Below are 12,720 nucleotides of genomic sequence, written 5' to 3'. Positions count from 1 at the left end.
CTTACCGAAAGGTAGGCCGTTTTTTTATGCCCCGAGAAAAGTGCCGACCGTCACCGGCCGGCCATCGCTGTTTCACCCGGCCAATGCAGCCAGTCCTTTGGACCAGATCTGCCGGGTACGCAGACCGACCATCGCGCGCCAGTCCGGATCGGCCGGATAGAACTGCTCCAGCAGATTCAGTTTGATCTCATGCCCCGCCGCACTCAGCGGATCGCCATGCAAGTGCAGCCAATGATCATCGCGCAGATGCCGATGCACCTCGGCACCGGGATAGGTTCCGCACTCGATCACGAACGGCATCAAGCGCACACCCGGCAATGCATTGAGCAAAGCCTGGGAGGTGTAGCCGGTGGCCGTCGCCGCGACGCCGGTTTCGCTCACGGTCGCGGCACCCGTGTGCAAGGTGTACAACCATGGGCCGTAAATCGACTGGGCCTGCGCCAGCGCCGGATAAGGTGCCTCGGTGATGGTCAGCAGCATCGGGTGGCCATATTCACCCGCCCCGGTATGCAGATCGAAACACATCACGGTTTCAGCGCCGGCCAGGTGCTGCTGGACGATCCGCTGCAACGTGCGGTTCGACCAGCTCGGTTCCAGCCCACCGTAAAACAATCCGTCGGGATGACTGTGCTGACCGCCCTCGACAATCGACATCACCGCCGGCCAGCCATGTTCGGCGATCTGCGCATCGAGCAACGCATCGGCGCGCTGTCGCTGCGGCCCGCGCAGTTGGCTGCACGCGTAGATCTCATGCAGCGCGGCGTAGGCCCGGTTGTCGGGCAACGTGTGGCTGAAATCCAGATGATTGCGGTTGAGGTCAATGTTGTCTTCGTTGACCCGCCGCAGCCACGCGGTGCCCCACGGGTTGATCAGGTGAATCATCACCACCGCGACATCCTCGGGCAGCAGGTCGGGCGTGAACTGTTTCAGCCAGTCGATCTGGCATTCGGAGCCGTAATACCCCTCCACGCCATGGGTGCCGCTGAGCGCCACCAGACGCCGCCTGGCCAGGGGATTGCCTAACACTGCGACGTCGGTACTCAACGGCTCGCCGAACGGCCCCTTGAGCGGATGCGCGTAGGAGGAAAGGCTGGCACCCGCAACGCTCGCGGTGGCAAGAAACCGCTCGCGCTGATGACGGTAACTGGGCTGTGTCGGAAACGCGTTATCCATGGCGGCCTCTTGTTGGTTTTTCCGGCTTCACGTTTGCCCCTGACCCTACAGAAAATCCGCCAGGGCATGAAGGAGAAAGTACCCGTCGGTTTGCGTCCTGCCCGGTCGGCCGATAAAGTCCCTCAGACTTTTATCCCACGGATGGAGAGTCCCGCGTGTTTCCAGCCCTAGCCTTGAACCGCTTTCGCCTGCCGGCCCTGACCCTGATCGTCAGCGCCCTGACCCTCGCCGCCTGCAACGCTCCGCCCTCCTCCACGCTGCCACTGGCACCGGAAGCCGCCTCCGGTTACCGCACCGACCTGCAAACCCGTCACGCCAGCCAGCACATGGCCGCCGCCGCGAATCCGCTGGCCGCCGAAGCCGGGCGCGAGATGCTGCGCCAGGGTGGCTCGGCCATCGACGCCGCCATTGCGATGCAGGCGGTGCTGACCCTGGTCGAACCGCAATCCTCCGGGATCGGTGGCGGCGCGATGATTGTGCTGTGGGACGGTAAACAGGTGCGCACCTACGACGGCCGCGAAACCGCGCCGGCCGGGGCCACCGAAAAGCTGTTCCTGCAAGCTGATGGCAAACCGATGCCGTTCCCTGAGGCGCAGATCGGTGGACGTTCGGTCGGCACGCCGGGGGTGTTGCGGGCATTGGAACTGGCGCATAAACAACAGGGCCGCCTGCCCTGGGCCAGCCTGTTCACACCGGCGATCAAACTGGCGGAGCAGGGTTTCGCCATTTCCCCTCGCCTGCATTCATTGCTCGCGTCCGACCCGGTGATACGCCGCTCGCCGGACATGGCCAGGTACTTCCTCAACAATGACGGCAGCGTCAAAGACGTCGGCGCCCGCTTGCAGAACCCGGCCTTGGCAGCCGTGCTCAAACGGATTGCCAACGAAGGCGCCGACGCCTTGTACAAAGGCCCGATCGCCGAAGAGATCGTCGCCAAGGTCCAGGGCCACGCCAATCCTGGCAGCCTGTCGCTGAGCGATCTCCAGCACTATCGGGCCAAGGAGCGCGCGCCGCTGTGTACCGACTACAAGCGCTGGCAGGTGTGTGGCATGCCGCCGCCGTCCTCGGGCGGGATCGCCGTAGCGCAGATCCTCGGCATCTTGCAGGCCCTGGAAGCCCGCGACCCGCGCCTGGCACTGGCACCGCTCAAACCCGTGAAAACCGATAAGCCCGCCGGCCTCGAACCGGCGCCCGAAGCGGTACACCTGATCGCCGAGGCCGAGCGCCTGGCCTACGCCGACCGCGCGCAATACGTGGCCGACACCGACTTCGTACCCGTGCCGGTCAAAGGTCTGGTCGATCCCGGTTATCTGGCCAGCCGCGCCAGCCTGATCAGCGAACGCAGCATGGGCAGCGCCAGACCCGGCACGCCACCGGGCGTACAGGTCGCCTACGCGCCGGATCGCTCGCCGCTGCGCATCTCCACCTCGCAAGTGGTGGCGGTGGATGACTTCGGCGGCGCGGTGTCAATGACCACGACCATCGAGGCAGCGTTCGGCTCACACCTGATGGTTCAGGGCTTCCTGCTGAACAACCAGATGACTGACTTTTCGTTCATCCCCGAAGAAAACGGACAGAAAGTCGCCAACCGCGTCGAACCCGGCAAGCGCCCGCGCTCATCGATGGCACCGACCCTGATCTTTGATCGCAACAGCGGTGAATTCGTCGCCACCGTCGGTTCACCCGGCGGTTCACAGATCATCGAGTACGTCGCCAAATCCACCATCGGCCTGCTCGACTGGAACCTCGACCCGCAAAGCGCCATCAGCCTGCCCAACTTCGGCAGCCGCAACGGCCCCACCGAACTGGAACAAGGCCAGTTCACCCCGACCCTGATCCAGGCCCTGAAGGGCAAAGGCCATACGGTGAACGAAATCGACATGACCAGCGGCACCCAGGCCATCGTGCGGGTCAAGGATGCCCAGGGCAAAACGACACTGGCCGGCGGCGCGGACCCACGGCGTGAGGGGGAAGCGTTGGGGGATTGAGGCGTACATGGCAAACGGAAAAGGCTTACTGCGAGGTAGGCCTTTTTTGATGCCGACAGATCCAGTTCAGTCGTACTGCGTTGCTTATTCCTACCCCGGAAAAAAACCGCAGAAGGTAGATTTGCTATCTGCTCAGCGCCATCAGATTCGGCTTTTAACCTGTTGCCATTTGCGAAAGCGCCGACATCGAACCAGCGCTCAAACCGTACAACCATTGCGCTTCCATAGACTTGCATCAGTCCCATAGCGGGACTAGGATCACGCCATGCGAATCATCGCCATCAATCAGCTAAAAGTTTTTTGGGAGCGATATCCCGAGACAGAGCAACCATTGCTGGCCTGGATAGACGAGGCCAGAAAAGCGAACTGGACAACACCTGCTGACATAAAGGCCCATTTCGCTTCGGCCAGCATCTTGAAGAGCCGCAGGGTCGTATTCAACATCAAGGGCAATGACTTTCGCCTGATCGCCGCAGTGGCCTACCGCTTCGGGGCTGTTTACATAAAATTTATCGGTACTCACAAGCAGTACGATGCAGTCGACGCTGATACCGTCGAAATGGAGTAACCCATGAACATACGTCCGATTCATACCGAAGAAGACTACCGCGCCGCACTCAGGGACATATCCCCGCTGTTTGAAAATGAGCCTGAACCCGGCACTCCGGAAGGTGACTACTTCGACATCATGATCACGCTTATCGAGGCCTACGAAGCCAAGCAGTTTCCTCTCGACTTGCCGAACCCGATCGATGCCATAAGGTTTCGAATGGAGCAGTCTGGTCTGTCGGCAGCCGATCTCGTGCCAGCAATCGGCCGCACGAATCGCGTCTATGAAGTCCTGAACGGCAAGCGTGCATTGACGCTCCCCATGATCTGGAAGCTTCATGACCTGTTCGGAATTCCTGCGGAAAGCCTGATCAAACCGGTAAAACCAATCTGATCCGAAGACAGCCACGCTACTTGCTGCGAGACTGAGAAAGAGTTCGGAGGGGGCCTGCAGCCCCCCAAAAAACACCTGCACGCTCCCTCAGGCCCCGGTCGTCTCATTCGGGGCCAACTGACAATCGAGGTGTTGGCAGACTGCATGCAGCGTTGCCACGGGCAACCTTCTGGCCCAATGCGGCCTCCAGAGCGGTTTATAGCGCCTTGCCATCCACCGGATCACCAATCGTCAGAAAGTGCCCGCCCGCGACGTGATGCAGCGTGCGCAACGCATCGTGCCCTTCGAAATGCCAGCGTCCGTCGCTGAACACCCGCTCATCAGCCTGCGCCGCGATGACTTCGGCGAGGAACAGGTCGTATTGCTGATGGTTGTGCGGTTCCGGCAGCAGCCGACATTCGAGCCACGCCACGCAGCCTTCGAGCATCGGCGCGTCGACCTGTTCGCCGGCAAAGGTCTGCAAGCCATAGGCCTGAAACTTGTCGCGGCCCTGATCGCGGTTGATCTCAAGTCCCGAGGTCGTGCCGACGGTCTGCGCAATATCGGCCTGGGCCACGCAAGGCACGTTGAGGACGAAGGTGCCGCAGGCTTCAAGCAATTGCCGTGTCCAGGTCGACTTGTCGAGCACCACCGCGACTTTCGGCGGTTCGAAGTCCAGCGGCATGGCCCAGGCTGCCGCCATGATGTTGCGCTGACCGTCATGGGCGGCGCTGACCAACACGGTCGGGCCGTGATTGAGCAACCGGTAGGCTTTATTCAAGGGCACCGGGCGGCGGTGAGAAGCGCTCATGAAAATCTGCTCCAGGAAAAAGAGCCGATTGTAGCGGCAGGCAGAAGAAAGAACTGCCTGCACAAACCATGGGAGCACGATTGCTCCCACAGCAGGGGATTTACCGCCGATCAGGTCGTCAGTTGATTAGCGAACTGCCCTACGGCATTCACCACTTTCTGCGCGCCGTCCTGGATCTCGACGATCACCGTGCCCGCCTCCGCCGCCAGCGCCAGCCCCTGCTCGGCCTGGAGCTTGCCGTCGGTCATCAGGGCCACGGCGTTGCGCGCCATTTCCTGGTTCTGCCGCACCACGCCGACAATCTCGTCGGTGGCCTGGCTGGTGCGCGACGCCAGTTGCCGCACTTCGTCGGCCACCACCGCAAAGCCCCGACCCTGCTCGCCGGCACGGGCCGCCTCGATCGCTGCGTTGAGCGCCAGCAGGTTGGTCTGTTCGGCGATGCCGCTGATCGTCTTGACGATGGTGCCGATCACCAGCGACTGCTCGTTCAGCGCCTCGATGCCTTCACCCGCACTCTGCATATGACGCGACAGGTCGCGCATCACATTGACCGCTTCGGTCACGACGGTCGTACCGCGCTGAGCGGTGCTGTCGGTCTGCTGCGAGGTGCTGTAGGCGATGCTGGCCGCCTCGGCAACCGCTTGTTCGCGGTTCACCTGATCGGTGATCACCGTGGCGAATTTCACCACCTTGTAGAGTTTTTCGTTGGCGTCGAGCACCGGGTTGTAAGACGCCTCCAGCCAGACCACCCGACCATGGCTGTCGACCCGCTTGAAACGATCGGCGACGAACTCGCCGTTGTTCAAACGACGCCAGAAGTTCTGGTATTCGGCGCTGCCCGACTCTTCCGGCAGGCAGAACATGCGGTGATGCTTGCCCTTGATCTGCGCCAGGCTGTAGCCCATGCCGCTGAGAAAGCGCTCGTTGGCGTTCAGCACGTTGCCGTTGAGGTCGAACTCGATCACGGCGGTGGAACGCACCAGCGCGCCGATCAGGTTTTCGTGCTCGCGGGAGGCTTCGATGGTCCGCGTCAGGTCGCTGGAGAAAATCGAGAAATGCCTGATCCGCCCGTCCGAGGAGCGCACGGGTTGCACGATCGAGCGCAGCCACGCTTCCTCGCCATTGCCACGGGAAAGGCGCACGGCGCCGGCAAAATGCTCGCCACGGCTCAGGGCCGCGCGGAAGCGGTGGTGAAACTCGTCGGACTTCACGTGGGCCGGCACAATGTCTTCGATGGCGCGGCCGATCAGGTCGTGGCTCTTGTAGAGCATTTCGGTAAGAAAATTCTGATTGACCGACTGAATCCGCCCGTCCGGCTCCAGCGTCAGCACCAGCATCTCGCTTTCCAGACTTTCCTTCACTTGCAGAAGGCTGGAGAGTTCTTCACGAAGAGCCGCCAGCTCTTGCTTCAGGCGTTTATTGAACATGGGAGAGCACCGATGGACCAGGTAGAGAGCGGTATGTCTCCTAACCATCGGCCTTGAAAATCTTTTCTGAAGAGCGCGCGCAGCCTGTCCTACAAAAATAGTCAGGCCGCACAGTGTCAGGCGGTTCCGGCCACCTGACACTGCCCCTGGCGCGGCATCCGCGCGCCGAAATACGCCGCGCTGAAGATCCCCACCGCGCCCATCGCGGCACAGAAGATCACGCAGATCCATGGACTCCATGGCATCAGACCGATCAGCAGCAGCGGTGTGATACTCGCCCACGCGGCGTAGGCAATGTTGTAGGTGAAGGAAATGCCCGATACGCGAATCCGCGCCGGAAACAGACCGACCATCACCGAGGGCACCGCACCGACCACACCGCAGCCAAGTCCGGCGACGGCATAGGCCAGGCCGATCCATCCGGCACCGGCCATCAGACAGGCGTAAAGCACGCCGATCCCCAGCGGCAGCAGCAGGCTATACAGCATGACTGTGCGCCACGCCCCGATGCGGTCGACCAGCAGACCGGCAATCACACAGCCGATATTCAGAAACACGATGCCCAATGCACTGAGGGCGAACGTATGGCTGGCGGTCATGCCGAAGGTTTTCTGCATCATGGTCGGGGTGATGACCACGAACACCACCACGGCCGAGGTCAATACGCAGGTCAGCAACACGGCCGGCAACATCGCCAGTCGATGCTCGCGCAATACCGTGCGCAGTGGCAGTTCGACCCGCGCCTCGCGCTGCGCTTCCATCGCCAGAAACACCGGGGTTTCACTCAGCCAGCGGCGCAGCCAGACGCCGATCACGCCGAACACACCGCCGAGCAGGAACGGGTAGCGCCAGGCGTAATCGAGAATTTCCGCCGGCGTGAACATCTGCGCCAGGAACGTCGCGGTCAGGGCGCCGATCAGATAACCGAACGTCAGCCCGGCCTGCAAAAAGCCCAGGGCGTAGCCCCGATGCCCGGCTGGCGCATGCTCGGCGACGAACACCCAGGCGCTCGGCACTTCGCCGCCTACCGCTGCGCCTTGCAGGATGCGCAGGGCCAACAGCAGCAAGGGCGCGAAATAACCGATCTGCGCATAAGTCGGCATGATCCCGATCAGCAGGCACGGCAGCGCCATCATCAGGATGCTCAGGCTGAATACCTTTTTACGGCCCAGGCGATCGGCGAAATGCGCCATCAGAATCCCGCCCAGGGGCCGCGCCAGATAACCGGTGACGAAAATCCCGAAACTTTGCAGCAGACGCAGCCACTCGGGCATTTCCGGCGGGAAGAACAATTGGCTGAGGGTCAGGGCGAAGAATACGAAAATGATGAAATCGTAAATCTCCAGCGCCCCGCCAAGGGCCGCAAGGCCGAGGGTCTTGTAGTCGGAACGGCTGAATGGCGCCGGTCGAGCAACGGAGTGGGCAGTCATGGCAAAGAACTCTGGCACAGGCAAAAACCAAGGCGCCCATGGTCTACGCAAATGCGCCGAGGGACAACCCGTTAGACCATGGTCCCGGTTTTTGCAAAACCCGCTCACAAAATACCGGCGCTTGATTTACTGTGGGCGCCTGTCCGCAGACACCACCGTAGAGCCCTCTCCCACAGGGGCCTGGGCAATCTTGCGGACCACAATAAAACATAAAATCCGAGGTACTCCCGTGGCCGTTGATATCGAAGATAGCCGCTCTGCGCGCTTTGCCTTGCGCTGTTCAAATTTTGCCGAACGCTGGTTCCCCGACTCCTGGGTGTTCGCCGCACTGGCGGTGATTATCGTCGCGCTCGCCACCCTGGCGATGGGCGCCAAACCGACCGATGCCGCCATGGCCTTCGGTGACGGGTTCTGGAGCCTGATACCGTTCACCATGCAGATGGCCTTCGTGGTGATCGGTGGCTACGTGGTCGCCAGTTCGCCACCGGCCGTGAAGCTCATTGACCGCCTGGCGCGGATCCCGAAAAACGGCCGTTCCGCCGTAGCCTGGGTCGCACTGATTTCGATGGTCGCGTCACTGCTGAACTGGGGTCTGTCGCTGGTGTTCGGTGGTTTGCTGGTGCGCGCCCTCGCCCGCCGCACCGATCTGAAAATGGACTACCGCGCCGCCGGTGCCGCCGCTTACCTGGGGCTTGGCGCGGTATGGGCGCTGGGCCTATCGTCGTCGGCCGCGCAATTGCAGGCCAACCCCGCCAGCCTGCCGCCGTCGATCCTGTCGATCACCGGCGTGATTCCGTTCACCCAGACCATCTTCCTCTGGCAATCGGGAGTGATGCTGCTGGCGCTGATCGTGATCTCGCTGATCATCGCCTACGCCACCGCGCCCGGCCCGAATTCGGCGCGTGATGCCAGGGCCTGCGGCGTCGACCCAAGCTTCAACCTGCCGCCGCTGCAACCGCGCACCCGCCCCGGCGAGTGGCTGGAACACAGCCCGCTGCTGATTATCGTGCTGGTACTGCTGGCCGCTGGCTGGCTGTTCCACGAGTTCTCGACCAAACCGGCGATCACCGCGATTTCCGGGCTCAACACCTACAACTTCCTGTTCATCATGACCGGCGCGCTGCTGCACTGGCGTCCGCGCAGCTTCCTCGACGCGGTGGCCCGCGCGGTGCCGACCACCACCGGGGTGTTGATCCAGTTTCCGCTGTACGGCTCGATCGCCGCCCTGATGACCACGGTCAAGGGCGTCGACGCCCAGACCCTCGCCCATCACATCTCGACCTTCTTCGTCAGCATCGCCTCCCACGACACCTATGCGCTGCTGATGGGCGTGTACTCGGCGATCCTCGGCTTCTTCATTCCGTCCGGCGGCGGCAAGTGGATCATCGAAGCGCCTTACGTGATGCAGGTCGCCAACGATCTCAAGTACCACCTGGGCTGGGCCGTGCAGATCTACAACGCCGCCGAAGCCCTGCCGAACCTGATCAACCCGTTCTACATGCTGCCGCTGCTGGGCGTGCTGGGACTCAAGGCGCGGGATCTGATCGGCTTCTCGTTCGTGCAACTGTTGGTACACACGCCGCTGGTGCTGCTGTTGCTGTGGGCGCTGGGGACGACATTGGCGTATGTGCCGCCGGTGATGCCGTAAACCGGGTATTGCGAACAACATCGTTCGTCTGTGGGAGTGGACTTGCTCACGAAGACGGTGGATCAGTCGACGCTCTATTGACTGCACTCCCTTCGCGAGCAAGCCCACTCCCACATTTGTTTCAGCCTGCACCTCGAATCGTCACCCAACCGTCACATTCCCTTGCTAGCGTCCGCCGGAAACATACTGAAACAATTAAGCAAAGCGGGCTGAGACATGAGCGACGAAACGAACGGCACCGACCTCCCCACGTCTGACTCCGACAATCCCACCGATACCAGCCGCCGGCGCTTTCTCGGCGGTGTTGCGGTACTCGGCGTCGGCGCGACGCTGGGGGCCTGCGCCAAGTCGGGTGATGAGCCGGGCAAACCGGGCGAGCGTCCGCTGACCCCGGCAGAACTGGACAAGGCGCTGCATGACCAGGTGAAGACCGTGGTGGTGATCTACGCCGAGAACCGCAGTTTCAACAACCTGTTCGGTGACTTCCCCGGTGTCGAGAAACCGTTGTCCGCGCTCAAGCCCGGCGACTATCAGCAGCGCGACCGCGACGGCAGTCTGCTGCAAACCCTGCCGCCCGCCTGGGGCGGTGTGTTGCAGGTTGGCCCGCAGACCCTCGATGGCGTGACCTATCCCAGCGGTGTCCAGTTTCAGGAAAACCTGCCCAACGCACCTTTCGCCCTCAAAGGCCCGAACGCTGAAGATTTGCCGTTCGGTCTGGTGACCCGCGATTTGTGGCATGTGTTCTATCAGAACCAGATGCAGATCAATGGTGGCAAGAACGACGGTTTTGTCGCCTGGGCCGACTCCGGCGGCCTGACCATGGGCCACTACGCCCAAAGCCGTTACTCATTGCGTTTGTGGGACGTGGCCCGGGAATTCGTACTCTGCGACAACTTCTTCCAGGGTGCCTTCGGTGGCTCGTTCCTCAACCATCAATACCTGATCAGCGCCACTGCGCCGTACTACCCGAACGCGGCCACCTCGGTCGCCAAGAGTCAGATTGCCGCCCTGCAAAGCGACGATCCGGCCGACCCTCGCCTCAAGCCGCTGGAGCAATCGCCGGCCAGCGCCATGAGCGGCCCGCCGCAGTTCGGCCCGAGCGCGTTGACCCCGGACGGGTTCGGCGTGAACACCCTCGCGCCGCCCTACTGGCCGACCTGGATTCGCGATCCCGAGCGCCCGGCGTACTCCAAAGCCGATCTGCCGAATGTGCTGGTGCCGCAAACTCACGAACACATCGGCGACAAGCTGTCGAAAAAGAACATCGACTGGGCCTGGTACGCCGGTGCCTGGCAGGCGACGCTGGATCAGTACAAGGATTCCGGCGGCATCCCGAAGATCCCCAACTTCCAGTATCACCACCAGCCGTTCAACTACTTCCAGCAACAAGGGCCGGAGCATCCCGAAGAGCGTAACAAACGTCTGCGTGACGCGGGCCTCGGGGACGAGTCGAGCAGCAACAGATTCTTCGCCGATGCCGAGGCCGGCAAGCTGCCAGCCGTTACGTTCTACAAGCCTCAGGGCAACTTGAACATGCACGCCGGTTACGCCGACGTGGCCTCCGGTGATCGCCATATCGTCCGTGCGCTGAAGGTGCTGCGCGAGAGTCCACAGTGGAAAAACATGGTGGTCATCGTCACCGTCGATGAGAACGGCGGCTGGTGGGATCACGTCGCGCCGCCCAAGGGCGATCGCTGGGGGCCGGGCTCGCGCGTGCCGGCGCTGGTGGTGTCGCCATTTGCCCGCAAGGGCACGGTGGACCACACGGTCTACGACACCGCCTCGATCCTGCGCCTGATCACCCGGGTGTTCCAGCTGGAGAAACTTGACGGCCTCAAGCAGCGCGATGACGCCATGACCGCGCGTGGCCAGAAGCCCATGGGAGACCTGACCAACGCCCTGCATTTTCCGGCCTGACGGCGAGTCCTGCGATGGCGCTGAAAAAACTCTGATGGACGGCTTTTCTGCGCCACACGGCTGATCCAATATGAGCAGCCCCAACAACGGGGAACCCACGCTGAAAAGGATCTGAGCATGTTCAAACTCGCAGGACTCACCCTTGCTGCGCTCACCCTGAGCGCAGCGGCCCACGCCGATGTCGATCTGAAACTGGGCAGCACCGAACGCGTCACCCGCCTCTTCGCTTATCCCAACAACTGCAACGTGATCTGCTTTCGCAACTGGACGCTGGAGCAGACCGTCGAGCACTACCTGACTCAAAGCGTACAACGCGATGGCTATACCAGCGCCAAGGTTCGGGTGAAGACTGACAACGGTCAGCTCTACACCGAAATCAGCGGCGTGCCCAAGGGCTATGACAAACCGCTGAAAGCGCTGCTGGATGCCGGTGACCTGGCCTACAACGGCGCCAGCAAGCTCAATGCCGATGGCAAGTGGGCCTACAGCTGGTATCTGTTCCTGCCGCTGGGCATGGCGCTGGAAAACCGCAAAAGCGTCGAGCTGCTGCACTTCCCGCCGGATTACTCGCTGACCCAGGCGCAGGATTATCTGCGTTCGAACACCACCGACCGCTGGGCCGCGCTGCTGACCGACAACGGAATCCCGGCGGACAAGACACCGGCCTATCAGACCATCGTCGACATCGCGCCGATCGCCGCACCGGCCAGCGCCGGCAGCACCCTGGAAGGCGTCTACGGCTACTTCAAGGATTACCAGACCACGATGGTCAAGCAGGTCAGCCAGAACGCCAGCGGCGCGGCACTGCCGATGGTCGCGTTCGGTGCGCCGGTGCGTAACTGGATCAAGCAGCAATACGGGCCGACCGTAAATGTGCTGGGCCTGGCCACCATCAGCCCGAGCGCGGGGGTCAACGTGCCGGTGCTGGGCTCCAACCACCCAAGCTACATCTGGTATGCCGCCGATCCCGAGAGCTACACCGGCGACGATGCCCAGGCCAAGGCCGACGCGGCAGGCCTGAAAGTGATGGGCCAGGACTTGAGCGCCGCCTGCTGGCAGGCCGGCATGGGCAGTAAACCGGGCAGCAACGCCAAAGCCTTGCTGGACAGCTGTACCCAGACCTGGCAAGTGACGCAAAAAGTCAAAACCTGCGAGCTGTTCTACACCTCGATTCGCAACCTGACGCCCGCCGACGCGGCCGCCAAGTGCGCCACCACGCCGATCAAGACTCAGTTGCAGCAATTGCAGAGTCCGTTGCCAGCCGCTGACGTTCCCGCTCCCCATATCTGACCGGGGACATGGCTTTTCCGTGTCAGCCCTGGCTGACACGGAAAAGCGCCTTTTACGCCTGTCAGATCTGACAGTAGACCGAGCGTTTCATATACGCGACCATTGGATCCAATC

At 62.2% G+C, this 12,720-nt stretch carries 9 protein-coding genes and 2 pseudogenes; 6 read left to right on the top strand and 5 right to left on the bottom strand.

The window, feature by feature from the left end:
- Positions 1-72 precede the first annotated feature (72 nt).
- Positions 73-1,173 (bottom strand): DUF2817 domain-containing protein, encoded by a 1,101-nt coding sequence (locus KVQ74_RS23795; RefSeq protein WP_217833822.1) that lies wholly within the window; start codon positions 1,171-1,173, stop codon positions 73-75.
- Between the two features lie 155 nt (positions 1,174-1,328).
- Between KVQ74_RS23795 and ggt the strand changes: the two genes are divergently transcribed.
- The 3 genes from ggt to KVQ74_RS23780 all read left to right on the top strand — a co-directional run bounded on the left by ggt (position 1,329) and on the right by KVQ74_RS23780 (position 4,104).
- Positions 1,329-3,161: a gamma-glutamyltransferase gene (ggt, locus tag KVQ74_RS23790; RefSeq protein ID WP_217833821.1), complete on the top strand. Its 1,833-nt coding sequence runs from the start codon at positions 1,329-1,331 to the stop codon at positions 3,159-3,161.
- 265 nt (positions 3,162-3,426) lie between these two features.
- On the top strand, positions 3,427-3,729 hold the full coding sequence (locus KVQ74_RS23785) for a type II toxin-antitoxin system HigB family toxin (RefSeq protein WP_217833820.1): 303 nt from the start codon (positions 3,427-3,429) through the stop codon (positions 3,727-3,729).
- A 3-nt stretch (positions 3,730-3,732) separates the two neighbouring features.
- Positions 3,733-4,104: a helix-turn-helix domain-containing protein gene (locus tag KVQ74_RS23780; RefSeq protein WP_217833819.1), complete on the top strand. Its 372-nt coding sequence runs from the start codon at positions 3,733-3,735 to the stop codon at positions 4,102-4,104.
- Between the two features lie 196 nt (positions 4,105-4,300).
- Here the strand turns inward: KVQ74_RS23780 and KVQ74_RS23775 are convergent, their stop codons facing one another.
- The 4 genes and pseudogenes from KVQ74_RS23775 to KVQ74_RS23765 all read right to left on the bottom strand — a co-directional run bounded on the left by KVQ74_RS23775 (position 4,301) and on the right by KVQ74_RS23765 (position 7,751).
- The gene (locus tag KVQ74_RS23775) at positions 4,301-4,894 is read right to left on the bottom strand and encodes a flavin reductase family protein (RefSeq protein ID WP_217833818.1); all 594 of its coding nucleotides are present in this window, start codon (positions 4,892-4,894) and stop codon (positions 4,301-4,303) included.
- A gap of 110 nt (positions 4,895-5,004) precedes the next feature.
- Positions 5,005-5,442 (bottom strand): annotated as a pseudogene (locus KVQ74_RS29675) (methyl-accepting chemotaxis protein); the annotation flags it as partial.
- A 102-nt stretch (positions 5,443-5,544) separates the two neighbouring features.
- Positions 5,545-6,231, bottom strand: a pseudogene (locus KVQ74_RS29670) (PAS domain-containing protein); the annotation flags it as partial.
- Positions 6,232-6,437: 206 nt separating this feature from the next.
- Positions 6,438-7,751, bottom strand: a complete 1,314-nt coding sequence (locus KVQ74_RS23765) for an MFS transporter (RefSeq protein WP_217833816.1) — start codon at positions 7,749-7,751, stop codon at positions 6,438-6,440.
- A 229-nt stretch (positions 7,752-7,980) separates the two neighbouring features.
- Between KVQ74_RS23765 and KVQ74_RS23760 the strand changes: the two genes are divergently transcribed.
- From KVQ74_RS23760 to KVQ74_RS23750, 3 genes are all read left to right on the top strand, one after another.
- Positions 7,981-9,399, top strand: coding sequence for a short-chain fatty acid transporter (locus tag KVQ74_RS23760; RefSeq protein WP_217833815.1), 1,419 nt, complete (start codon positions 7,981-7,983; stop codon positions 9,397-9,399).
- A gap of 216 nt (positions 9,400-9,615) precedes the next feature.
- The gene (gene acpA, locus KVQ74_RS23755) at positions 9,616-11,316 is read left to right on the top strand and encodes an acid phosphatase (protein WP_217833814.1); all 1,701 of its coding nucleotides are present in this window, start codon (positions 9,616-9,618) and stop codon (positions 11,314-11,316) included.
- A 117-nt stretch (positions 11,317-11,433) separates the two neighbouring features.
- Positions 11,434-12,606: a hypothetical protein gene (locus KVQ74_RS23750; RefSeq protein ID WP_217833813.1), complete on the top strand. Its 1,173-nt coding sequence runs from the start codon at positions 11,434-11,436 to the stop codon at positions 12,604-12,606.
- The last annotated feature ends 114 nt before the right edge of the window (positions 12,607-12,720 follow it).

It is taken from the genome of Pseudomonas botevensis (assembly GCF_019145475.1).
GTDB classification, from domain to species: Bacteria; Pseudomonadota; Gammaproteobacteria; order Pseudomonadales; family Pseudomonadaceae; genus Aquipseudomonas; species Aquipseudomonas botevensis.
The sequence above is the reverse complement of the archived record's forward strand: the minus strand, read 5'-3'. Positions and strand labels throughout refer to the sequence as shown.